The organism is Amorphus suaedae, from assembly GCF_053629675.1.
The window spans coordinates 962505-984874 of record NZ_JBRJIT010000001.1 but is presented as its reverse complement, the minus strand read 5'-3'; the positions used below and the strand labels follow the sequence as shown (position 1 = coordinate 984874).

Annotated in this window: 19 protein-coding genes and 1 riboswitch; of the genes, 10 read left to right on the top strand and 9 right to left on the bottom strand. The window is 69.3% G+C overall.

Translation table 11 applies throughout. The features are described from left to right. Positions 1-45 precede the first annotated feature (45 nt). From AB7M35_RS04410 to AB7M35_RS04390, 5 genes are all read right to left on the bottom strand, one after another. Entirely contained in the window at positions 46-1416 is a 1371-nt protein-coding gene (locus AB7M35_RS04410; RefSeq protein WP_453957583.1) for a M16 family metallopeptidase, read from the bottom strand. Positions 1417-1710: 294 nt separating this feature from the next. Further along, positions 1711-2427: a hypothetical protein gene (locus AB7M35_RS04405; protein ID WP_453957582.1), complete on the bottom strand. Its 717-nt coding sequence runs from the start codon at positions 2425-2427 to the stop codon at positions 1711-1713. 170 nt (positions 2428-2597) lie between these two features. Then, the gene (lspA, locus tag AB7M35_RS04400) at positions 2598-3131 is read right to left on the bottom strand and encodes a signal peptidase II (protein ID WP_453957580.1); all 534 of its coding nucleotides are present in this window, start codon (positions 3129-3131) and stop codon (positions 2598-2600) included. Between the two features lie 25 nt (positions 3132-3156). Beyond that, the gene (ileS, locus tag AB7M35_RS04395; protein WP_453957578.1) at positions 3157-6153 is read right to left on the bottom strand and encodes an isoleucine--tRNA ligase; all 2997 of its coding nucleotides are present in this window, start codon (positions 6151-6153) and stop codon (positions 3157-3159) included. A gap of 264 nt (positions 6154-6417) precedes the next feature. Continuing rightward, entirely contained in the window at positions 6418-6903 is a 486-nt protein-coding gene (locus tag AB7M35_RS04390) for a redoxin family protein (RefSeq protein WP_453957577.1), read from the bottom strand. A 222-nt stretch (positions 6904-7125) separates the two neighbouring features. Between AB7M35_RS04390 and AB7M35_RS04385 the strand changes: the two genes are divergently transcribed. From AB7M35_RS04385 to AB7M35_RS04365, 5 genes are all read left to right on the top strand, one after another. Next, positions 7126-7722 (top strand): YqgE/AlgH family protein, encoded by a 597-nt coding sequence (locus AB7M35_RS04385; RefSeq protein WP_453957575.1) that lies wholly within the window; start codon positions 7126-7128, stop codon positions 7720-7722. A gap of 139 nt (positions 7723-7861) precedes the next feature. After that, complete coding sequence (gene thrC, locus AB7M35_RS04380) at positions 7862-9274, top strand: threonine synthase (protein ID WP_453957574.1); 1413 nt, start codon at positions 7862-7864, stop codon at positions 9272-9274. Continuing rightward, positions 9271-10575 carry a M16 family metallopeptidase gene (locus tag AB7M35_RS04375; protein ID WP_453957572.1) on the top strand — a complete coding sequence of 435 codons (1305 nt, stop codon included), beginning with the start codon at positions 9271-9273 and terminating at the stop codon, positions 10573-10575. The genes thrC and AB7M35_RS04375 overlap by 4 nt, the downstream gene beginning before the upstream one ends. Positions 10576-10578: 3 nt before the next feature. Continuing rightward, positions 10579-11205, top strand: coding sequence for a GNAT family N-acetyltransferase (locus tag AB7M35_RS04370; RefSeq protein ID WP_453957571.1), 627 nt, complete (start codon positions 10579-10581; stop codon positions 11203-11205). Positions 11206-11371: 166 nt separating this feature from the next. Then, positions 11372-14254 carry an EAL domain-containing protein gene (locus AB7M35_RS04365; RefSeq protein ID WP_453957569.1) on the top strand — a complete coding sequence of 961 codons (2883 nt, stop codon included), beginning with the start codon at positions 11372-11374 and terminating at the stop codon, positions 14252-14254. Positions 14255-14290: 36 nt separating this feature from the next. Here the strand turns inward: AB7M35_RS04365 and AB7M35_RS04360 are convergent, their stop codons facing one another. The 4 genes from AB7M35_RS04360 to ispH are packed head-to-tail and all read right to left on the bottom strand — an operon-like array spanning position 14291 to position 17719. Then, positions 14291-15256, bottom strand: coding sequence for a diacylglycerol/lipid kinase family protein (locus AB7M35_RS04360; RefSeq protein WP_453957568.1), 966 nt, complete (start codon positions 15254-15256; stop codon positions 14291-14293). A gap of 40 nt (positions 15257-15296) precedes the next feature. After that, positions 15297-15776, bottom strand: a complete 480-nt coding sequence (gene rnhA / locus AB7M35_RS04355) for a ribonuclease HI (protein WP_453957566.1) — start codon at positions 15774-15776, stop codon at positions 15297-15299. Beyond that, positions 15773-16738 (bottom strand): homoserine kinase, encoded by a 966-nt coding sequence (locus tag AB7M35_RS04350; protein WP_453957565.1) that lies wholly within the window; start codon positions 16736-16738, stop codon positions 15773-15775. The genes rnhA and AB7M35_RS04350 overlap by 4 nt, the downstream gene beginning before the upstream one ends. A gap of 9 nt (positions 16739-16747) precedes the next feature. Next, the gene (ispH, locus tag AB7M35_RS04345; protein ID WP_453957563.1) at positions 16748-17719 is read right to left on the bottom strand and encodes a 4-hydroxy-3-methylbut-2-enyl diphosphate reductase; all 972 of its coding nucleotides are present in this window, start codon (positions 17717-17719) and stop codon (positions 16748-16750) included. A gap of 171 nt (positions 17720-17890) precedes the next feature. On the opposite strand from ispH, the gene AB7M35_RS04340 reads away from it, so the two are divergent. The 5 genes from AB7M35_RS04340 (at position 17891) to gcvPA (ending at position 22370) form a co-directional block, all read left to right on the top strand. Then, a complete protein-coding gene (locus AB7M35_RS04340) occupies positions 17891-18361 on the top strand; it encodes a GNAT family N-acetyltransferase (protein ID WP_453957562.1) in 471 nt (156 codons plus the stop codon). Between the two features lie 99 nt (positions 18362-18460). Then, positions 18461-19042: a hypothetical protein gene (locus AB7M35_RS04335; protein WP_453957560.1), complete on the top strand. Its 582-nt coding sequence runs from the start codon at positions 18461-18463 to the stop codon at positions 19040-19042. Positions 19043-19166: 124 nt separating this feature from the next. After that, positions 19167-19254, top strand: a riboswitch (glycine riboswitch). Between the two features lie 165 nt (positions 19255-19419). Further along, positions 19420-20559 (top strand): glycine cleavage system aminomethyltransferase GcvT, encoded by a 1140-nt coding sequence (gene gcvT, locus AB7M35_RS04330; RefSeq protein WP_453957559.1) that lies wholly within the window; start codon positions 19420-19422, stop codon positions 20557-20559. 52 nt (positions 20560-20611) lie between these two features. Then, positions 20612-20983: a glycine cleavage system protein GcvH gene (gene gcvH / locus AB7M35_RS04325; protein WP_453957557.1), complete on the top strand. Its 372-nt coding sequence runs from the start codon at positions 20612-20614 to the stop codon at positions 20981-20983. Between the two features lie 46 nt (positions 20984-21029). Beyond that, the gene (gcvPA, locus tag AB7M35_RS04320; RefSeq protein ID WP_453957556.1) at positions 21030-22370 is read left to right on the top strand and encodes an aminomethyl-transferring glycine dehydrogenase subunit GcvPA; all 1341 of its coding nucleotides are present in this window, start codon (positions 21030-21032) and stop codon (positions 22368-22370) included.

The following is a 22370-nucleotide window of genomic DNA, read 5'->3' as shown; positions in this document are numbered from 1 at the left end:
GCGATCCGGGCGGGCACGCGCTCATGGCGGTCCCGCCCGGATCCGTCAGGAGTCCTTGCCGGGCGCCTTCTTCTCCAGGTAGCCGGTGACGCCCTGGTCGGCGGGCAGGTAGGTCCGCGCCGCCGCCTGCACCTGGTCGGCGGTGACGGCGGCGATCCGCGACGGCCAGGTCTGCACGTCCTCGATCGTCTGCCCGGTGGTCAGCGCCAGCCCGAAGATGCGGGCCAGCCTCTGCTGGCTGTCTTGGGCGAACAGGGCGCCGGCGACGAGGGCGCGCTTGGCGCGCTGGAGCTCCTCGTCGCTCACGCCGTTCTGGGCGATGTCCTCGATGGTCTTGCCGATGGCGGCCTCGATGGCCGGGAACGCCACGCCATCGCGCGGCACGGCGTAGACCATGAAGGTGTCCGGATCGAGCGCGTTGCCCTGGTAGTAGGAGCCGACGGAGGAGGCGAGCCCGTCGGTGCGCACCAGCGTGTCGTAGAGCCGGCTCGTGGAGCCGCCGCCGAGGATCTGGGAGAGCACGTCGAGGGCCTCGGCCTGGCCGGGCTCGGCGGTGGCGTAGCTCGGCACCACCCAGCCGTGGCGCAGCGACGGCTGGCCGACGCGCGGGTCGTCGTAGCGCACCGTGCGCAGCGCGTTGAGCGCCGGCGTCGCGGAGCGCACCCGCGGCTTCACCTCGGCCCGGCTCTTCACCTCGCCGTAGGTCTTCTCCGCCAGCGTCTTCACCTCGTCGGGCGTCACATCGCCGGCGATCACCACCACGGCGTTCTCCGGCGTGTAGAAGCGGTCGTAGAAGGCGTAGGCGGCCTCGCGGTTCAGCGCGGAGACCTCCTTCGGCCAGCCGATGACCGGGTCGCCGTAGGGGCTGTTGACGTGAAGCGTGGCGTCGAAGGCCTCGCCCAGCAGCGACGACGGGTCGTTGTCGACGCGCATGCGGCGCTCTTCCAGCACCACGTCCAGCTCGCGGGCGACCTCTTCCGGCTCCAGCGAGAGATGGGCCATGCGGTCCGCCTCGAGCTCCATCATGCGGCCGAGGTGTTCCTTGGCGATCTGCTGGAAATAGGCGGTGTAGTCCTGGGAGGTGAAGGCGTTCTCCTGGCCGCCGAGCTCGGTGACCACCTTGGAGAAGCCGTCCGGGTGCGCCTCGGTGCCCTTGAACATCAGGTGCTCGAGGAAATGCGCCGCGCCCGATTCGCCGGCCGCCTCGTCGGCGGCGCCGGCCCGGTACCAGACCATGTGGGTGACCACGGGGGAGCGGTGATCCGGGATGACGACCACCTGGAGGCCGTTGTCGAGGGTGAAGCTGGAGGTGTCCGGGGCGATCTTCAGATCGGCAAACGAGGTCTCGGCCGCGCTGGCCGGGACGGCGAGGAGGCTGGCGCCGAGAGCCGCGACGAGCGCGTATCGTGCCTTCATCCGCTGCAATCCTTCCGTTGTGGTGGTCGGTCCGCGCGGGCGATGCGGGTGCCGCGTTCGGATCGGGACCGTTCGGTCCGGCCCGCAATCCGGGCCATCGTCCATTCGAGCGGAAGGTACAGGAGGCGTCGCCGGGGGCGCCACTGAACATTCCGTAATGTTGGCGCGAGCGTCGGGACGGGCCGGGGTGACGGGCGTCCGGCCCGGGGAGCCGCCGTCAGGCGGCACCCGAAAACGCGAATGCCGCGCGGGGGCGCGGCATCCGGAGTGGGTTCGGTGAGGCGGAAGCGACCGTCAGTTGACGGTGTCGTAGACCGGGTTCGACTTTTCCTGGCCGCCGTAGAGCTGCTTGCGCGCCCACTTGCTGTTCTTGATTTCTTTCTTCTGCGGGAGCTCCGCCGTCTCCGCCGGCTGGCGATACTCGTCCGGCGGCTGGATCAGGTACTGGCGCGGCTTCGCCGCGCCTTCGGCCGTCAGCACCTTGCCGGAATTCTTGCCGTCGGGGCTGGAGAAGCCGGCCTTCATCTCGGTCGGGCTGAGCGCCACGTTGCCGGTGTCGCGCAGGAACCGCTTGTCGTAGCTGAGCGACCCGTTCGTCGTCGGCATCCCGCCGGCGACGCGGCCGGCCTGGATCTCTTCCGGCGTCAGGCGCTCGCCGTTGAGCGTCGACGAGGCGGACGGGACCGGCTCGGAGGCGGCGGCCTTGTCCGGGTCGTTCGGCCAGTCGACGGCGGCGATCGCCTTGCCGCCCTCGGGCTCCGGCGGCGGCAGCTCGTTGGTGGGCGGCAGCGCGATCGGCGAGCGCTGCTTGTAGTCGATCTCGGTGGCCGGGCGGTTGACCATGCCGGTGGATTCCAGGATGCCGCCGAACAGGCCGACGTCGCGCTGCTGGCTCGGCTGCTTCTCTTCGTAGAAGTAGCTGCTGCTTGTGTTGCAGGCGGCGGTTCCAGCGGCGATGAGCGTCAGCGTCAGCAGCCGGGTTGCCGTTGCGAACGAATGCGAACGCTTCACCACAGTTGTCACCCTTCGGTTATGCGCCGCGCCGGCGCCAGAAGGCACCGTGACGGGCGAAGCTTCAGTCTATCACAAGATGTCGAACCGCCCGCCATCGTTCCTGCGCGTCGAAGCTGCACGAACGGCGACACGGACTGCCGGATCAGTATGGCCGACATATGTCCATGTCAGCTTTCACGGGACGTTTCCTTTGCGGCATTATTACGACGCCCGCCCACCGCATCGACGAGCAGGCCGATCACGCCCAGCGCGATGGCCGCATCGGCGATGTTGAAGACGTACCAGGAGAACGTTCCGACGAAGACGTGCACGAAATCGGCGACCGCGCCGTAGGCGATTCGGTCGATGGCATTGCCCACCGCGCCGCCGACGATCAGCGCCAGGCTGGCCGAGGTCCAGCGGTCGCGCGCCACCGCCAGCCAGTAGCCGAGGAAGAGCGTGATGATGCCGGTGAACACCACCAGCAGCCATCGGCCGAGGTCGGTTTCCTGCTGGAACATGCCGTAGCTGATGCCCTGGTTCCAGACGAGCACGAGGTCGAGGAACGGCGCCACCCGGATCGGCCCGGTCGCGGCGAGGTCGACGACGTTCAGGAGCCAGAGCTTGATCGCCTGATCGACGACGAGCACCAGCGCCGCGACCGTGAAGCCGAAGCGCCAGTGCGCGTGTCTGGCGGGGAGGGGGCGCGTGGCCTCGGTCATGGCGTCAGTCCTCCTCCCGCCCCGGTCACGCCGACGCCGTCCGGCCGTCGAGCTCCCGCATCGCTTCCGCATCGCGGATGGTCAGGTCCGGATAGTCCGGATCGCTGCCGACTTCCGGCAGCACCTTCCACGACCGGGCGCATCGCGTGCCTTCGGCGAGCGTCACCACGACGGCGACGCCGGGCACGTCGTCCAGGCGGAACGCGTCGGCCGGGCCGTTCTCGTGGGTGAGCGTCGCCTGGCTGGTGATCGACACGTCCGCCAGCTCCAGGTCCGCCACCGCGGAATAGAGTGCCGGGTTGGTCACGTAGACCGTCACGTGCGCCTCCAGCGAGCCGCGGATGCGCTTTTCGCGCCGCTCGATCTCGATGGCGCCCAGCACCACCCGGCGCACCTCGCGGATCTTCCCCCACTTCTCGGCAAGCTGCGGGCTCTGCCAGGTGGCGTCGATCTCCGGGAACAGCTCCAGGTGGATCGACCGGCCGTCATCCGCGCCGTGCAGCGACAGGTGCGCCTCTTCCATGGTGAAGGGGAGCATCGGGGCCAGCCAGCGGGTCAGCGCCTGGAAGATGATGCCGATCACCTGCAGCGCCGCCTTGCGGCGCACCGAGGAGATCGGATCGCAGTAGAGCGCGTCCTTGCGGATGTCGAAGTAGAAGGCCGACAGGTCGATGGTGGTGAAGTTGATCAGCGCGTGGGCGATCCGCTTGTAGTCGTAGTCGCGGTAGCCCTGGCGGACGAGCGCGTCGAGCTCGAACAGCCGGTGCAGCATCAGCCGCTCCAGCTCCGGCATGTCGGTGAGCGCCACGGCCTCGCCGTCGGCGTGGGCGAGCGTGCCCAGCATCCAGCGCAGCGTGTTGCGCACCTTGCGGTAGGTCTCCGACGTGCCCTTGAGGATCTCCGGGCCGATGCGCTGGTCGTCGGCGTAGTCGCTGGTCATCACCCACAGGCGCAGGATGTCGGCGCCCGACTGGGCGATGACGTCCTGGGGCGCGACCGTGTTCCCGTCCGACTTCGACATCTTGCGGCCGTCCTCGGCCATGGTGAAGCCGTGGGTCACGACGGTGCCGTAGGGCGCGCGGCCGCGGGTGCCGCAGGATTCCAGCAGCGACGAGTGGAACCAGCCGCGGTGCTGGTCGGAGCCTTCCAGGTAGACGTCGGCCGGCCACTTCAGGTCGGGGCGCTGCTCCAGCACGAAGGCGTGGGTGGAGCCTGAATCGAACCACACGTCGAGGATGTCGGTGACCTGGTCCCAGTTCTGCGGATCGTCGACGAACGCGCCGAGGAAGCGCTCGCGGGCGCCGTCCTCGAACCAGGCGTCGGCGCCTTCGGCCTGGAACGCGTCGGCGATCGCGGCCACCAGCGCCTCGGAGGCCGGAAAGTCGGGCCCGGGCGCGAGGCGGCCGTTTTCCTTGTGGCGGAACACGGTGATCGGCACGCCCCAGGCGCGCTGGCGCGACAGCACCCAGTCGGGGCGGTTCTGGATCATGCCGCGCAGGCGGTTCTGGCCGCCGGCCGGCACGAAGCGCGTCTCGCTGATCGCCTTAAGCGCGCGCTCGCGCAGCGTGTCCTCGCCGGCAGGCGCCTGGCCGTCGGCAAGGCCGTAGCCACCCAGCGGCTTGTCCATGTGGACGAACCACTGGGGCGTGTTGCGGAAGATGACCGGCTTCTTGGAGCGCCAGGAGTGGGGATACTGGTGCTTCAGGCGGCCGCGCGCGAACAGCAGTCCCCGTTCGATGAGCGCCTCGATGACGGCCTTGTTGGCGTCGCCCTTCTTGCCGTCGACGGTGTAGACCGCGCGACCCTCGAAGCCCGGCGCGTCGCTCGTATAGGTGCCGTCGCCGTCCACGGTGTAGGGGATGGCCGTGTCGATGCCGCGCGCTTCCAGCTCGCGGCGGCGATCCATCCAGACCTCGAAGTCGTCCGTGCCGTGGCCAGGCGCGGTGTGCACGAAGCCCGTACCGGTGTCGTCGGTGACGTGGTCGCCGGCGAGCAGGGGAACGTCGAAGGTGTAGCCGCCATTTAGCCCGCTCAGCGGATGCGCACAGCGATACGGAAAGTGCTCATCGGGGTCCAGATCACAGAGCCGCTCAAACTGAAGCTTCGCTTTGGCGAAGCTCTCCTCGGCCAGTGCATCGGCGAGGATGAGCTTTTCACCCGGCTGCGGACCGAAGTCGTTCTCGGCAGCCGTGACGCGATAGAGCCCGTACTTGATACGGGGAGAGAAGCAGATCGCGCGGTTGCCGGGGATGGTCCAGGGCGTCGTGGTCCAGATGACGACGAAGGCGTCGGTCAACGGTTCGCGCTCGTTGCCTTCGCTCACATGGGCAGCCGTCACCGGGAACTTCACCCAGATCGTGTCGGACTCGTAGTCCTGATACTCGATCTCCGCCTCGGCGAGCGCCGTCTTCTCCACGACCGACCACATCACCGGCTTGGAGCCGCGATAGAGCTGGCCGGACACGGCGAACTTCATCAGCTCGCGGGCGATCTGCGCCTCGGCCGGATAGCTCATGGTCAGGTAGGGGTTGGCGAAGTCGCCCTCGACGCCGAAGCGGCGGAACTCCTCCGACTGGACGCCGACCCAGCGCTCGGCGAACTGGCGGCATTCCTTGCGGAACTCCACCACCGGCACCTCGTCCTTGTCGCGGCCCTTGGCGCGGTAGCTCTCTTCGATCTTCCACTCGATGGGCAGGCCGTGGCAGTCCCAGCCCGGCACGTAGTTGGAATCGTAGCCCAGCATCTGGTGCGAGCGGGTGACGACGTCCTTGAGGATCTTGTTCAGCGCGTGGCCGATGTGCAGGTGGCCGTTGGCGTAGGGCGGGCCATCGTGCAGCACGAACTTGTCGCGGCCGGCGGAGGCTTCGCGCAGCCGGCGGTAGAGGCCCATGTCCTCCCAGCGCGCCAGGAGCTCGGGCTCCTTCTTGGGCAGGCCGGCCCGCATCGGGAATTCGGTCTTCGGCAGGAACAGGGTGTCGGAATAGTCGCGCGCCTCGGGCTGCGCGGTCGTGGTGTCGGTCATCGGTTCGATTCCGCTCGGCGGTTGTTGCGGGGCATATGTGCTCTGGCGGATGGCGGCGGAAACCCGCACGGCCACGACCGCAATCCCGGTCCGCCGCGCTCTGTCATCGCACGGCGGCCGGGCCGCTAATTCGCCGGATCTGGACCAGGAGGCAGGATTGTCTGCGCATGGGCGCCTTCTAGCAGCGCGCGCCGCCAGGATAAAGCCTTCCGCGGGCGTCGGAACGCCGCGGAAGGCAATGGCGAAGGCGCGGGGTGTCGGGCCTCAGAGGGCTTCGAGGACGGCGGCCGCACCCGAGGTCACCGCCTGGCCGGGGGTGTCCTCGATGGCGAGCGTCTCCACGACGCCGTCGTTGACGATCATCGCGTAGCGCTTGGAGCGCAGGCCCATGCCGAAGCCGGAGGCGTCCATCTCCAGGCCGGTCGACTTGGTGAAGGCGGCCGAGCCGTCGGCGAGGAACACGATCTTGCCCTTGGCGCCGGTGGCTTCGGCCCAGGCGTTCATCACGAACACGTCGTTGACCGCCACGACGGCGACGGTGTCGACGCCCTTCTCCTTGATGATGTCGAAGTTCTCGAGGAAGCCGGGCAGGTGGTTGCGGTGACAGGTGGGCGTGAACGCGCCGGGCACCGCGAACAGGACCACCTTCTTGCCGGAAAACAGTTCGTCGGACGTGATCGGGGTCGGGCCGTCGCTTCCCATGGTGGTGAAGGTCGCGCTCGGGATCTTGTCGCCAGGTTGAATTGCCATTCGTATCTCTCCATGGCTCGTCGCAGGCTTTCGGTCCCCATGTAGCGGCTTGTTGGCCAAACGTCCAAGCCGAACCGCGTTCGGCGGAGGGCTCGCGCGGCCGAAGCGAGCGAGAGCGTTAACAATCGGCCCCGGGCGCATTACGTTTATGGGAACGCGCGGGTTCGGCGGCGGTTGATCCGCGCACGTTCGACGTCAGAGTAGTTGGTAAGGGTGCGGTCGATGAGTGGCACGAGCATGGACGGCTATCTGGAGGGACAGCTCCTGGTGGCCATGCCGGGCATGGGCGACACGCGCTTCGAGCGCGCCGTCATCTTCATGTGCGCGCATTCGGAGGAGGGGGCGATGGGGATCGTCCTCAACCATCCCTCCGAGGAGGTGTCGTTCTCCGATCTCCTGGTGCAGCTCGACATCGTCCCGGACGGCGAGCCGATCCGGCTGGCGGTGCCGGAGGGCGAGGTGACCGTGCACCGGGGCGGGCCGGTGGAGACCGGGCGCGGCTTCGTGCTGCACTCCGGCGACTTCTTCATCAGCGATTCCACGCTGACCATCGACGACGAGGTCTGCCTGACCGCGACGGTCGAGATCCTCAAGGCGATGGCCGAGGGGCGGGGGCCGAAGAAGGCGCTGCTGGCGCTCGGCTATGCCGGCTGGGCGCCGGGGCAGCTGGAGGCCGAGATCCAGCGGAACGGCTGGCTGACCTGCCCGGCCGACCCGCGGATCGTGTTTGCGCCCGACCTCGATCAGAAATATGACCTTGCGCTCAAGAAGATCGGCATCGACCCGCGGCTCCTGTCGGGGCAGGCCGGGAACGCCTGACGGACCGCGCGGACGCGGCCCCCGGGACATCCTTGTCGAAGGGTCGGGGGGCGGTTAGGTTCGCCGGCAATTCGGACGATCCAGCAAGCTGCGACGCCGCCGGCGGTCCCGGCTGGCGAACACAGAAGGAAATGCCCGCGTGAAATATGTCAGCACCCGCGGCGAAGCGCCGGTGCTTGGATTCTCGGACGTCCTCATGGCGGGGCTCGCCGCCGACGGCGGCCTCTACGTGCCCGAAACCTGGCCGACCCTGTCGCGGGAGGAGATCGCGAGCTTCGCGTTCCGTCCCTACGCGGAGATCGCCGAGCGCGTCATCGCCCCGTTCGTCGGCGACGACATCGAGCGGTCCGCGCTGTCGGAGATGATCGCGGCGGCCGCCGGTACCTTCCGGCATCCGGCCACGACGCCGATCGTCCAGATCGCGCCCAACCACTTCCTGCTCGAGCTCTTCCACGGCCCGACGCTCGCCTTCAAGGACGTGGCGATGCAGCTGCTCGCGCGCCTCGTCGACCGGCGGCTCGCCGAGACCGGGCGCCGCGCCACCATCGTCGGCGCCACCTCCGGCGACACGGGCGCCGCGGCCGTGGAGGCCTTCCGCGGCCGGCACAACGTCGACGTGGTCATCCTCTATCCCCACGAGCGGGTCTCGCCGGTGCAGCGCCGGCAGATGACCACGGTCGGCGACGACAACGTCCACGTGCTCGCCATCGACGGCACGTTCGACGACTGCCAGACCATCGTGAAGGACATGTTCGCCCACACCGCCTTCCGCGAGGCGGTCGGCCTCACGGGCGTGAACTCCATCAACTGGGCCCGCATCGTGGCGCAGGTCGGCTACTATTTCGCCGCCGCCGCCGCCCTCGGCGCGCCGGACCGGCCGGTCTCCTTCACCGTGCCCACCGGCAACTTCGGCGACATCTTCGCCGGCTACGTCGCCAAGCGGATGGGGCTGCCCATCGAGCGGCTGGTGATCGCCACCAACGTCAACGACATCCTGGTGCGGGCGCTGTCCAGCGGCGACTACCGAACCGACAGCGTCACGCCGACGGCTTCGCCGTCCATGGACATCCAGATCTCGTCCAACTTCGAGCGGCTGCTGTTCGAGGCCTACGGCCGCGACGGCGCCGCGATCTCCAGCCTGATGGGGCGCCTGAAGCAGGGCGGCGGGTTCGAGATCGATGCGGACGCGCTGGCGAAGATCCGCGCGGAGTTCTCCGCCGCCTCCACCGACGAGGCCGCGACGGCAGCGACCATCGCCAGCATTCACAAGGCGACCGACCTCGTCATCGATCCGCACACGGCGGTGGGTGTGGCGGCGGCCAGCTCCTACCTCGCCGACGGCGTGCCGATGGTGACGCTCGCCACCGCGCATCCGGCGAAGTTCGCCGAGGCGGTGGAAAAGGCGACCGGCCTCTCGCCGCGCCTGCCGGACTGGCTGGCGGACCTGGAAAGCCGCCCCGAGCGGATGACGCGCCTGCCGGCCGACTCCGCCGCCGTCGAGGCCTTCGTGACCGAGCATGCCCGCGCCACGCGCAAGGAAGCCGCCCAATGAGCGTCGAAATCACCAGGCTCGGCAACGGCCTGACCGTCGTCACGGACCATATGGGCCATGTCGACAGCGTCTCGCTGGGGCTGTGGGTGGGGCGCGGCTCGCGCTCGGAGAGCGAGGCCGAGCACGGCATCTCGCATCTGCTCGAGCACATGGCGTTCAAGGGCACCAAGCGCCGGACCGCCCGCGGCATCGCCGAGGAGATCGAGGCGGTGGGCGGCGAGCTCGATGCCGCCACCAGCGTCGAGACCACCGCCTACTACGCCCGGGTCTTGCGCCAGGACGTGCCGCTGCTGGTCGACATCCTCGGCGACATCATGCGCAACTCCGCCTTCGACAGCGAGGAGCTCGCCCGCGAGAAGCACGTGATCCTGCAGGAGATCGGCGCGGCGCGGGACACCCCCGACGACTACCTGTTCGACCTCTTTCCCCAGGCCGCCTGGCGCAGCCAGCCGATCGGCCGGCCGATTCTCGGCACCCCGGAAACGGTGATGGGCTTCGATGCCCATGCGCTGCGCAGCCACCTTGCCAGCCACTACCGCGCGCCCGAGATGGTGTTCTCCGCCGCCGGCGCCATCGAGCACGACGAGATCGTCCGCCTGGCGAGCGAGCAGTTCGGCGACTTCGCGGCCGACGCGGGCCCGCAGGTTCCGGCCGCAACCTATTCCGGCGGCTCGATGATCGAGGCCCGCGACCTGGTCGAGACCCAGATCGTGCTGGGCTTCCCCGGCGTCGGCATGCGCGACCACGACTATTTCGCCGCTCAGGCGCTCGCCACCCTGCTCGGCGGCGGCATGTCGTCCCGCCTGTTCCAGGAAGTGCGCGAGCAGCGCGGCCTCTGCTACTCGATCTACGCGTTCCACTGGGGCTTCTCCGATACCGGCGTGTTCGGCATCCATGCCGCCACCGGTCCGGAGGACGTGGCGGAGCTGATGCCGGTGGTGGTCGACGAGATCGTCCGGGTGCAGGACGACGTGACCGAGGCGGAAGTCGCCCGGGCGCGTGCCCAGCTGCGCGCCGGCCTGCTGATGGCGCGCGAGCGCTCGTCGGCCCGCGCCAGCCAGATGGCGCGCCACGTGCTGACCCACGACCGCGTCATCGGACCGGACGAGCTGGTCGCGCTGATCGACTCGGTGGACGTCGCGGCGGTGCGCCGGGCGGCCGGGCGGCTGCTCTCCGGCGGCGCGCCGACGCTGGCCGCCGTCGGCTCCGTCGATCAGGTTCCGAGCGTCGAGTGGATCTCCGACCGCATTGCCGCGCCCGCCCGCGAGGCGCCGCAGCGCAGGCTTTGCACGACGGGATAGGCAATGGGCTTCTTCACCCACGGCGCGGCAGGCAGTTTCGGACCGGTCCTGAGGGGCGAGCGGGTCTATCTGCGCCCGCCGACCGCGTCGGACTATCCGGCGTGGGCGCGCCTGCGGTCGGAAAGCCGGGAATTCCTGAGGCCCTGGGAGCCGACCTGGCCGGCGGACGATCTGACGCGGATCGCCTTTCGCCGCCGGCTCCGGCGCTATCAGCGCGACATGCGCGAGGACGACGGCTACGCCTTCTTCCTGTTCGACAGCTCCGACGACGCCATCGTCGGCGGGCTGACGCTCGCCCACATCCGCCGCGGCGTGACCCAGTCCTGCTCGCTCGGCTACTGGACCGGCCAGCGCTTCGCCGGCAAGGGCTTCATGACGGCCGGCGTGCGCCTCGCCATCGGATTCGTCTTCGACACGCTGCACCTGCACCGGCTGGAAGCGGCCTGCCTCCCCAGCAACGGTCCGTCGATCCGCCTCCTCGAAAAAGTCGGGTTTCAGCGGGAAGGCTATGCGCGCAGTTACTTGTGTATTAATGGGGCTTGGCAGGATCACCTGCTGTTTGCGCTCGTAAGGGGCGACCTTGGGGGGGACAGGGGCGCCAAGGGCATCCGACTCGTTGCCGCGAGTTAGTCGTGTCGATCGGCGTCCGGCCGCGGGAGAGGTGTCTCGCGGCGCCACGCCGGGCGATGTCAGCTTCCCGTTTCGGGTGCGCACGCGCGGCCATCGGCCGTGTCCCCGGATGCCCGAGCGATTGCCGAACGACCTGGTCCGTTTCCGACCATGGCGAACCGGAGAGATGTGTGTGTTTCGGCTGGAACTGATCGTCGCGCGCCTGCTGGCCCTGATCGTGATTGCGTTTGCAGTGGTGCCGGCCCATGCCCTCGAGGCCGTGCCGGTCTCGCGCGATGCCTCGGTCATCAACCTGATGCCCGACGTCGACATGTATCTCGACGTCGAGGACCGGCTGCAGGTGTCCACCGCGCCCGGGCCCGACGGCATCGTCCGGCGCATCGAGGTGCGCGCCATCTCCAAGGATCACCGCAACTGGGCGGTGTTCGCGCTGGCCAATCCGAGCGACGAGCAGATCGACCGCATCCTCGTGGTGCCGCACTTCCGGCTGGTCGGCTCCGGCATCATCTGGCCCGATCTCGGCTCCGAAAGGATCGCCGCCATCACGCCCAGCCAGGGTTTCCCGCCCGAGCGCGAGGCCAGCCAGGACGCCGACGTCTTCCGCATCACCCTCGATCCCGGCGCCGTCGTCACCTACATGGCCGAGCTGTCGTCGCCGCGCCTGCCGCAGCTCCGGCTCTGGGAGCCGAACGCCTACAAGGACTCCGTCAACGCCTACACGCTCTACAAGGGCATCATCCTCGGCATTTCCGGCCTGCTGGCGCTGTTCCTGACGATCGTCTTCGTCATCAAGGGAACCGTCCTGTTCCCGGCGACCGCGGCGCTCGCCTGGGTGGTCCTCTCCTACGTGATGGTCGACTTCGATTTCTGGGGGGAGGTGCTGCAGGTCGCCCCCACCGATGACAGGGTCTATCGCTCGGCGACCGAGGTGCTTCTGGCGCTGATGCTGGCGGTCTTCCTGTTCGCCTACCTCAACCTCAACCGATGGCACGTGCGCTACAGCCACACGATGATCGGCGTCTTCCTGCTGTTCCTCGGCGTGCTGGGCATCGCCATCGCCGATCCGCCGATCGCCGCCGGCATCGCGCGCATCGCGCTCGCCGTCATCGGTGTCGCCGGGCTGGTCATCGTCGGCATCTTCGCCGTGCGCGGCTACGACCGCGCGATCATGCTGATCCCCACCTGGTGCCTGTTCCTCGTCTGGCTGTTCGGCGCCGGGCTGACGGTCACGGGCCGGGTCGACAACGACATCGTGCAGCCGGCGCTGGACGGCGGCCTGGTGCTCATCGTGCTGCTGATCGGCTTCACCGTGATGCAGCACGCCTTCGCCGGCGGCGCCATCGCCCAGGGGCTCATCGGCGACGTCGAGCGCAGCGCGCTGGCGCTGGTGGGTTCCGGCGACATCGTCTGGGACTGGGACGTGGCGCGCGACCGCATCGTCGTCGGCAAGGAGGCCGAACAGCGCCTCGGCGCCGAGGCCGGCGCGCTGCAGGGTCCGCCGCAGGACTGGTTCGCGCTGCTGCATCCCCAGGACCGCGACCGCTTCCGCGCCACCCTCGACACCATGGTCGAGCAGCGCCGCGGCCGGATCTCCGACGCCTTCCGCCTGCGCGGCGTCGACGGGCATTTCCGCTGGTTCCACCTGCGCGCCCGGCCGGTCATCGGCTCCGACGGCGAGGTGATCCGCTGCGTCGGCACGCTGCTCGACGTCACCGAGGGCAAGACCCGGGAAGAGCGGCTCCTCCACGATTCCGTCTTCGACAACCTCACCGGCCTGCCGAACCGGATGCTGTTCCTCGACCGGCTCGACATGGCGATGGGCTGGGCCGACGAGGAGACGCGCTCGCGGCTGTTCGTCGTGCTGGTGAATATCGACCGCTTCTCCGACGTGAACGACCAGTTCGGCCTGTCGGTGGGCGATTCCGCGCTGCTCACCATCGGCCGGCGGCTTGCCCGCATCCTGAAGCCGCACGACACCATCGCCCGTCTCGGCGGCGACACGTTCGCCGTGCTGCTCTACTCCGATGCCTCCGACCTGCGCGGCTTCATCGACCACGCCCGCCGGCTGATCCGCACCGCCATCGAGTTCGGCGAGCGCGAGATCTTCCTGTCCGCCTCGATCGGCATCGCCGCGCTGCGCGCGGAAACCTCGAACGGCGAGGAACTGGTGACCGACGCCGAACTCGCCATGCGCCGGGCCAAGCGGCTGGGCGGCGACCGCGGCGAGATCTACGATCCGCTGATGCGCAAGCTGTCGGTGACCGGCAAGTCGATCGGGGTCGACCTGCGCCAGGCCATCCAGCGCGACGACATGGCGCTCACCTACCGGCCGATCGTGCGGCTGGTCGACAAGGGGATCTCGGGCTTCTCCGTCGAGGGCTCCTGGCGCCATCCGATCCAGGGCCAGTTCACCTGGTCGTCGCTGCTGCCGCTCGCCGAGCGCGAGGGCCTGTCGACGCCGCTGGTGCTGTCGGTTCTGGAGCGCGCCGCCCAGCAGATGCGCGAGTGGCAGTCCACCAATCCGGACGCCGCCCCCGACTTCGTCTGCGTGCCGATCCCCGTCGGCGGTCCGTTCCGCTCGGAGCTGGTCAACGACGTGAAGGCGGTGATCGTCCGCAACCAGCTTGCGCCCGGCGCGCTGAAGCTCGCCATCGCCGAACAGGTGGTGGCGCAGAATCCGGAATTCGCCGCCCAGCTCATGCACCGCCTGCGCGACGTCGGGGCCTCGCTGGCGTTCGACCGCTTCGGGGCCGGCTCCACCTGGCTCGGCTATCTGGAGCGCATGCCCATCGACACCATCCGCCTCGAGCCGAGCTACGTGCGCGGCAACGGCAAGGGCCGCCGGTCGCTGCTGCTGCGGTCGCTGGTGAGCGTGGGCCACGATCTCGGCCTGCAGGTGCTGGCCTCCGGCGTGGAGACCGACACCGACGCGCTGGACCTCCTGCAGCTCGGCGTGGAGATGGCGGAGGGCGACCTGTTCGGCCGCACGCTGGCCGCGCCGGCGGCGACGCGCATCCTTCAGGACAGCGCCGCCCAGGCCGCCGAGTAGGGCCGGCGGGCGCCGCGCGCGCCACGGTGTTCCGCTCTAGGGCACCAGGATGGGGATCGGACGCGGGCCGGGCTCGATCCTGACGGGGGTGGTGGCGAACCGGTCGCCGTCGATCTGGCACGGCACCGGCGCCATCGCGGCGAGGGTGACCCGCAGCGCCGGCCTGATCACCACGTCCGGCTGATGGGCGATCCGGCCGGCCAGCAGCGCGAGGCCGATGCGCACGATCGACAGCGGGTCGTCCTTCCGCAATCCGATGAAATGCAGCCCCGGATCCGTCGCCGCCGCCTCCGGGCAGATGACGAACGGACCGCCGTAGCGCGACACGTTGGTGACCGCCGCCAGCCGGCAGGTGATCGTCTCGCCGTCGACGGTGGCCAGCACGTCCGGCGTGCGTTTGCCGAAGACGTGCCGCATCGCCACCAGCGCATACGCCAGCTTGCCGAAGCGGCGCTTCAGGCTCGCCGACAGGGCATGCACCACGGCGGCATCGTACCCGGCGGAGACCACCAGCACGAACGGATGGCCGTTGGCGCGGCCGTAGTGGAGCGGCACCGTGCGGCCGGCCGAGATCATCGCCGCGAGCGTCTTGGGGCGGCGCGGCAGCTTCAGCTCGAGCGCCAGCACGTTGGCCGTGCCGAACGGGATCACCGCCAGGTCCGGCGGGTCGCTCACGCGCTGGAAGCCGTCGAGCGCCTCGTTCACCGAGCCGTCGCCGCCGGCGATCACCACCAGGTCGAAGCGGTCGGGAAGCGCCTGGCAGGTCTCGCGGATGTCGCCGGCGCGCCGCGTGAGCTGGACCGTCACCTGGTGGCCGGCGCGGCTCAGGTGCCGCGTCACCGCGTCGAGCTTCACCCGGCGGTAGGCGCCGGCGGTCGGATTGGCGAGAATCAGGATGCGCCGGAGCGCGGTCGCCGCGGATCCTGCCGCCGCGTCGCTCCGGGCGGAGGCGGGGGCGGAAACGAGCCCCGGATGGGACGGCTGAGAGCGATACAGAGGCACGGCCGGTCTCGCTTTCGACGTCTGGGATGAGGGCGCGGCGCTATCTGACCTTGGCGGCCCGGACGGAGTCCACGCCCTCGCGGGCCAGTTCGTCGGCGCGCTCGTTGCGCTCGTCGCCGGCGTGTCCGCGGACCCAGTGCCAATGTACATCGTGCTGCTGGGTCAGTTCGTCCAGGGTCTTCCAGAGATCGGCGTTCTTGACCGGCTTCTTGTCGGAGGTGCGCCAGCCGTTGCGGCGCCAGTTCTTGATCCAGCCGGTGATGCCGCCGCGCACGTACTGGCTGTCGGTGAAGATATCCACCGAGCTCTTCCGGGTCAGCGCCTTCAGCGCCTCGATGGCGGCGGTGAGTTCCATGCGGTTGTTGGTGGTCTCCCGCTCGCCGCCGTTCAGCTCGCGGACGTGGCCCTGCCATTCCAGGATCGCGCCCCACCCGCCGGGACCGGGATTGCCGCTGCAGGCGCCGTCGGTGTGGACGATGACGCGGCTGCCGTCCTTGGCGGGCCCCTTGGTGTCGCTCATCGGTCGAGTCCATAGTCGCGGGTGGAGGTGACGGCGTGATGAAAGCGCAGGCGGCGGAGATACTCCACCGGGTCCTTCGGCGTCACCAGCGCGCCCGGAGGTACGCGCAGCCAGTCGTGGAGGCGGGTGAGCAGGAAGCGGATCGCCGCGCCTTCGGCAAGCAGCGGCAGCGCCGCGTACTCCGCGTCGGTGAACGGCCGCACCTCCTCGTAGCCGGCGAGCAGCGCCCGGCCCTTGGTCACGTTGAAGGAGAGGTCGGGCTCGAAGCACCAGGCGTTCAGGCAGATCGCCACGTCGTAGGCGAGCGCGTCGGTGCAGGCGAAATAGAAGTCGATCAGGCCGGACAGCTTGCGGCCGAGAAAGAACACGTTGTCGGGAAAAAGGTCGGCGTGGATCGTGCCGGTGGGCAGTTCGCCCGGCCACCGCGTCTCGATGCGGTCGAGGGCGTTGCCGATCTCGCCGCCAAGCCCCGGAAACACCTCGTCGGCCCGGTCGGCCGACTGGGCGAAAAGAGGACGCCAGGCCTCCACGCCCAGCGCGTTCGGGCGGGTCATCGGGAAGTCGCTTGCCGCCGAATGCAGCCGCGCCAGCGCCCGGCCCAGCTCCGCGCAGTGATAGGCCTCCGGCCGGCGCCGCCACATGCCCTCCAGGAAGGTGATGATCGCCGCAGGACGTCCCGCCACCTCCGACAGGGCCGCGCCGTCGCGGGTGTGGACCGGCGTCGGGCAGGGCACGCCGCGGCTCGACAGGTGATCCATCAGGCCGAGGAAATAGGGCAGGTCGGACCGCTCCACGCGCTTCTCGTAGAGCGTCAGGATGTAGGGGCCCTTTTCGGTGCGGATCAGGAAGTTGGTGTTCTCGACGCCTTCGGCGATCCCCTTGGAGGAGAGCACGGTGCCCAGATCGAACTGGTCGACGAAACGCGTGAGCTCGTCGTCGGAAACCTCGGTGTAGACCGCCATCTTCGAACGCTACTCGGCCGCGACGGTGCGAAGTTCGCGCGGAAGGTTGAAGGAGATCGTCTCCTCCGCGGTGCGCACCGTTTCGACGTGCACGTCGTAGCGTTCGGCGAAGACGGAGATGATCTCTTCCACCAGCGTTTCCGGGGCCGAGGCGCCGGCGGTGATGCCCAGCGTGCGGACTCCCTCGAACGCCGTCCAGTCGATCTCTGCCGCCCGCTGCAGGAGCACCGCCACCTTGCAGCCCGCGCGCTCGGCGACTTCGCGCAGCCGCTGGGAGTTCGACGAGTTCGGCGCGCCGACGACGATCATCGCGTCCACCGACGGCGCGACGGCCTTCACCGCTTCCTGGCGGTTGGTGGTGGCGTAGCAGATGTCGTCCTTGTGGGGGCTGACGATCTCCGGGAAGCGGGTCGTCAGCGCCTCGACGATGGCGCGGGTGTCGTCGACCGACAGCGTGGTCTGGCTGACCCAGGAGAGGTTCGCCGGGTCGCGCGGCTCGAAGCGCGCCACGTCCTCGATGGTTTCCACCAGCGAGATCGCGCCTTCCGGCAGCTGGCCCATGGTACCCACCACTTCCGGATGGCCGGCGTGGCCGATCAGCACGACCTCGCGGCCGCGCTTGAAGTGGATCTGGGCTTCCTTGTGGACCTTGGAGACCAGCGGGCAGGTGGCGTCCAGGTAGAACATGTTGCGGGCCTCGGCCGCGGCCGGCACGGCCTTGGCCACGCCGTGGGCGGAGAACACCACCGGCGCGTCAGTGTCGGGGATCTCGGAGAGCTCCTCGACGAAGACCGCGCCCTTCGCCTTCAGCGAATCCACCACGAACCGGTTGTGCACGATCTCGTGGCGCACGTAGACCGGCGGGCCGTAGCGCTGCAGCGCCAGCTCGACGATCTGGATCGCCCGGTCGACGCCGGCGCAGAAGCCGCGCGGCGCGCACAGCTTGATGTCGAGACGGGGCAGGTTGCTCACGGAGTGCATTCCCAGTAGCTGAATCCAGGTCGTCGTGCAGCGCTTGCCGAACGCCGGCGCGCGCGTCAATGACCTAACACGTAATGACCCCGGCCTGCGAGTTGAAGTGGGCAGCCCCGGTCCGAGGCCGCCGGAGAGCCGCGCCGGAGGGGCGAGGGGCCGCGCGGAGGAGCGTTTGAAGTGGCAACCGATCCCGCACCGACCGCCCCGCGCCTCAGGCCGGCCGAGGCGCGCGATCTCGCCGCCGTCACCGCCATCGTCGATGCGGCCTATTCCCCTTACGTCGCGCGGATGGGGAAAAAGCCCGGCCCGATGCTCGACGACTATGCCGGCCTGATCTCCGCCGGGCGCGTGACGGTCCTCGACACCGCCGGGGAAATCGCCGGCCTCGTCGTGCTGGTTCCCGAGGCGGAGGCCATGCTGCTCGACAACGTCGCCGTCGCTCCGCATGCCCACGGGCGCGGCTTCGGCCGGATGCTGATCGATTTCGCCGAAGCCACGGCGCGGCGCGCCGGATACACCACAATTCGGCTCTACACCCATGAAGTCATGGTGGAGAACGCCCGGTTGTACGTCCGGCTGGGCTACGTCGAGACCGGCCGCCGCGAGGAGCGCGGCTATCGCCGGATCTACATGGAGAAAGCGCTGTGACGGCGCGAATGAGGGGCGTCTCGCGTGCGGCGCGCTGCCCCCTTCGCGTCCGGCGCGGCTCAGTGATATAGAAGCCTCGTTTCGTTGGGAGCCTTTGTCATGCGTCTTACCCGCCGCCTCGGCCGTATCGCCGTCATCTCGATGCCCGTCGTCGCCCTCCTCGGCCTCGGGGCGTGTTCGACGATCGACGCGATCACGCCATCCGCCCAGAGCGGGATGGGCAAGTTCCTGCGCGGCACGACGGCCGAGCCGACCACCATCGACCTGGAGGACTTCCGCAAGACGGTCTCGTGCCCGCCGGTGCAGATCCTGCCGGATACCCAGACGCTGCGGGTGACCACTGGCAAGAGCGAGTACGAGGAAGGCGTCGTGCGCTACCAGGCGACCCTGTCGCAGACGGCGCGCGAGTGCACGCCGGGCTCGGAAGGCAAGCAGGCCCGCGTGGGTCTCGCCGGCCGGGCGCTCTCCGGTCCCAAGGGCCCCGCCGGCACCATCAAGCTGCCGCTGCGCGTGGTGGTGCGCGAGGGCGATTCGGTCACCTACTCGAAGCTGCACGTGGTGACGGTCGACCTGACCGCGGCCGAACCGTCCAAGGACTGGGCGTTCGTGGACTCCGACATCGTCATCAAGGATCCGGAAATCGCCAAGATCCTCGTGGGCTTCGACGAAAAAGGCCGGTGACAAGCCGAGCGCCCGGCGCGCCGCGATTTGACATCGCGGGGCCCACGGCCATAATCGCCACCGTTCACCGGGCAGGTAGTCGCCGTCCGGTGGCGGCGGAGCGGCACTCGTTTCGCCGCTGAACTCAGACGTTGCGGGAGAGGCCGATTGAATTCGGCGCCGAAGGAGCAACCGCCCCGGAAACTCTCAGGCAAATGGACCGCAACGTCCTTGCGACTCTCTGGAAAGCAGCCGGTCGGGACTGATCCGATCTGCTCACCGAAGGGGTAACCGGCACGGTCTGCCGGGAATTCTCTCAGGTCATGTGACAGAGGGGGCACACAGTTGGCTCAGTGCGAGCCGGCGGCGTGTGTGTCCCTTTGTCGACGTGAGAGAACATGACCGAATCCACCGACACGACACTTCTCGAAACGCCGCTCGCGGACCGTCACCGCGCGCTCGGCGCGCGAATGGTCCCGTTCGCCGGCTACGCCATGCCCGTCCAGTACGAGGGCATCATGGCGGAGCACCAGTGGACCCGCGCCCACGCCGGGCTGTTCGACGTCTCGCACATGGGCCAGGTGGTCCTGAGCGTGCCGGGCGGCAGCCACGAGGTGGTGGCTGAGGTGCTGGAGGCGCTGCTGCCCGCCGACGTGCTGGGCCTCGCGCCCGGCCGGATGCGCTACAATTTTCTGGTCAACGACGACGGCGGCATTCTCGACGACCTGATGATCACCCGCCCGGGGGATCCCGCCGAGGCCGGCTCGCTGATGATCGTCCTCAACGCCGCCTGCAAGGACGCCGACATCGCGCACCTGCGCTCAAAGCTGCCGGACGCGGCGACGCTCGCAACCCTCGACGGCCGCGCGCTGCTGGCGCTGCAGGGGCCCGACGCCGAGGCGGTGATGGCCGCCCACGCCCCCGAGGCGACCGGGCTGTCGTTCATGGGCGCGATCGCCACCGCCTTCGACGGGATCGACTGCCACATCAGCCGCTCCGGCTACACCGGCGAGGACGGCTACGAGATTTCGGTGGCCGCCGCCGACGCCGGCACCGTGTGGGATGCGCTGCTCGCCGACGAGCGGGTGAAGCCCATCGGTCTCGGCGCCCGCGATTCGTTGCGGCTGGAGGCCGGGCTCTGCCTCTACGGCCACGATCTCGATACCACCACCAGCCCGGTGGAAGCCGGCCTCACCTGGGCGATCGGCAAGCGCCGTCGCGAGGAGGGGGGCTTTCCCGGCGCCGCGCGCATCCGGCGCGAGATCGCCGACGGTCCGGCCCGCCGCCGCGTGGGCATCCGGCCGGAAGGCCGCGCCCCGGCGCGCGAAGGCGCTCCCATCCTCTCCGAGGACGGCGCCGCCATCGGCGTGGTGACCTCCGGCGGCTACGGCCCCACCGTCGAGGCCCCCGTCGCCATGGGCTACGTCGCGCCCGCCTTCCAGGCTCCCGGCACGAAGATCTTTCTCGAGGTTCGCGGCAAGCGGCTCGCCGCCGAGGTCGTGAAGCTGCCGTTCGTTCCCAACCGCTTCAAACGATAACCCGGAAGCCCGCCTCCCGAAGCTTCCCCTTCCAGACGAGAGACCCATCCCGATGACCAAGCGCTACACCGAAGACCACGAATGGCTCGACATCGACGGCGACGTCGCGACCGTCGGCATCACCAGCTACGCCCAGTCGCAGCTCGGCGACGTGGTGTTCGTCGAGCTGCCGGAGACCGGCGTGCAGATTGCCAAGGGCAAGGAAGCCGCCGTGGTGGAATCCGTGAAGGCGGCCTCCGAGGTCTATGCCCCGATCTCCGGCGAGGTGATCGAGGTGAACACCGCGCTGCCCGACGCGCCGGACACCGTGAACACCGATCCGGAAGGCTCCGGCTGGTTCATGAAGATCCGCTTCGCCGACGAGGCCGAGGTCGCGAGCCTGATGGACGAGGCCGCCTACAAGGCCTTCCTCGAGACCCTCTGAGCGTTTCGCCCGACCGATCCACCCCATCGAAGCGGAGGCGACGCCGATGCGCTATCTCCCCCTGACCGATACCGACCGCGCCGACATGATGGCGGCGATCGGCATCGACACCATCGACGAGCTGTTCGTCGACATCCCGTCCGACAAGCGGGTCGAGGCGGCCCTCGACCTGCCGCCGCACCGCTCCGAGCTCGGCGTCGAGCAGGCGCTGAAGCGGCTGGCGGCGAAGAACGTGTCGGCCGACAGCGTGCCGTTCTTCGTCGGTGCCGGCGCCTACCGGCATCACGTGCCGGCAACCGTCGACCATCTCATCCAGCGCTCCGAGTTCCTGACCTCCTACACCCCGTATCAGCCCGAGATCAGCCAGGGCACGCTGCAGGTGCTGTTCGAGTTTCAGACCCAGGTGGCGGAGCTGACCGGCATGGAGGTGGCCAACGCCTCCATGTACGACGGCTCCACCGCCACTGCCGAAGCCGTGCTGATGGCGAACCGGGTGACCAAGCGCCGCAAGGCGGTGCTGGCCGGCGGCCTCCATCCCCACTACCGCGACGTGGTGCGCACCGTCGTCGACATGGCCGACGACACGCTGGTGTGCCTCGACGCCGACCCGGCCGGGACCCAGGACATCATCGCCGCGATCGACGACGACACCGCCTGCGTCGTCGTGCAGACGCCGTCCTTCTACGGCCACCTCATCGACCTCAAGCCGATCGCCGAGGCCGCCCACGCGAAGGGCGCGCTGCTGGTCGCCGTCTTCACCGAGGTGGTGGCGCTCGCCGCCATCGAGCCGCCGGGCCGCCAGGGCGCCGACATCGTGGTGGGTGAGGGGCAGTCGATCGGCAATCCGCTCACCTTCGGCGGCCCCTATGTCGGCCTGTTCGCCACCCGCCAGAAGTTCCTGCGGCAGATGCCGGGCCGGCTGTGCGGCGAAACCATCGACGCCGACGGCCAGCGCGGCTTCGTGCTGACGCTGTCGACCCGCGAGCAGCACATCCGCCGCGACAAGGCGACGTCGAACATCTGCACCAACTCCGGGCTCTGCGCGCTGGCCTTCACGATCCACGCGACGCTGCTCGGCGGGGCGGGGCTGACGAAGCTCGCCGCCCTCAACCACGCCCAGGCGGTGAAGCTGGTGGAACGCCTCGACACCGTGCGCGGCGTCGAGGTGCTCAACGACACCTTCTTCAACGAGTTCACCATCCGCGTCGACCGCAACGCCGAAGGGGTCGTCGACGACCTCGCCGCGCGCGACATCCTGGCCGGCGTGCCGGTGTCGCGGCTCCTGCCGGGGGCGGAGCTCGACGACCTGATCGTGCTCGCCGTCACCGAATGCGTCACCGACGACGACATCGAGGCGCTCGCCGCCGCCCTTACGGAGGTCCTCTAG

What these genes read in the sequence shown, in the direction of transcription:
- AB7M35_RS04375 (WP_453957572.1), top strand. Translation starts at nt 9,271, where the DNA reads ATGAGCGTCGAAATCACCAGGCTCGGCAACGGCCTGACCGTCGTCACG.
- ileS (WP_453957578.1), bottom strand. Translation starts at nt 6,153, where the DNA reads ATGACCGACACCACGACCGCGCAGCCCGAGGCGCGCGACTATTCCGAC.
- AB7M35_RS04365 (WP_453957569.1), top strand. Translation starts at nt 11,372, where the DNA reads ATGTGTGTGTTTCGGCTGGAACTGATCGTCGCGCGCCTGCTGGCCCTG.
- gcvT (WP_453957559.1), top strand. Translation starts at nt 19,420, where the DNA reads ATGACCGAATCCACCGACACGACACTTCTCGAAACGCCGCTCGCGGAC.
- rnhA (WP_453957566.1), bottom strand. Translation starts at nt 15,776, where the DNA reads ATGAGCGACACCAAGGGGCCCGCCAAGGACGGCAGCCGCGTCATCGTC.
- AB7M35_RS04335 (WP_453957560.1), top strand. Translation starts at nt 18,461, where the DNA reads ATGCGTCTTACCCGCCGCCTCGGCCGTATCGCCGTCATCTCGATGCCC.
- gcvH (WP_453957557.1), top strand. Translation starts at nt 20,612, where the DNA reads ATGACCAAGCGCTACACCGAAGACCACGAATGGCTCGACATCGACGGC.
- AB7M35_RS04385 (WP_453957575.1), top strand. Translation starts at nt 7,126, where the DNA reads ATGAGTGGCACGAGCATGGACGGCTATCTGGAGGGACAGCTCCTGGTG.
- gcvPA (WP_453957556.1), top strand. Translation starts at nt 21,030, where the DNA reads ATGCGCTATCTCCCCCTGACCGATACCGACCGCGCCGACATGATGGCG.
- AB7M35_RS04410 (WP_453957583.1), bottom strand. Translation starts at nt 1,416, where the DNA reads ATGAAGGCACGATACGCGCTCGTCGCGGCTCTCGGCGCCAGCCTCCTC.
- AB7M35_RS04350 (WP_453957565.1), bottom strand. Translation starts at nt 16,738, where the DNA reads ATGGCGGTCTACACCGAGGTTTCCGACGACGAGCTCACGCGTTTCGTC.
- lspA (WP_453957580.1), bottom strand. Translation starts at nt 3,131, where the DNA reads ATGACCGAGGCCACGCGCCCCCTCCCCGCCAGACACGCGCACTGGCGC.
- AB7M35_RS04370 (WP_453957571.1), top strand. Translation starts at nt 10,579, where the DNA reads ATGGGCTTCTTCACCCACGGCGCGGCAGGCAGTTTCGGACCGGTCCTG.
- AB7M35_RS04390 (WP_453957577.1), bottom strand. Translation starts at nt 6,903, where the DNA reads ATGGCAATTCAACCTGGCGACAAGATCCCGAGCGCGACCTTCACCACC.
- ispH (WP_453957563.1), bottom strand. Translation starts at nt 17,719, where the DNA reads ATGCACTCCGTGAGCAACCTGCCCCGTCTCGACATCAAGCTGTGCGCG.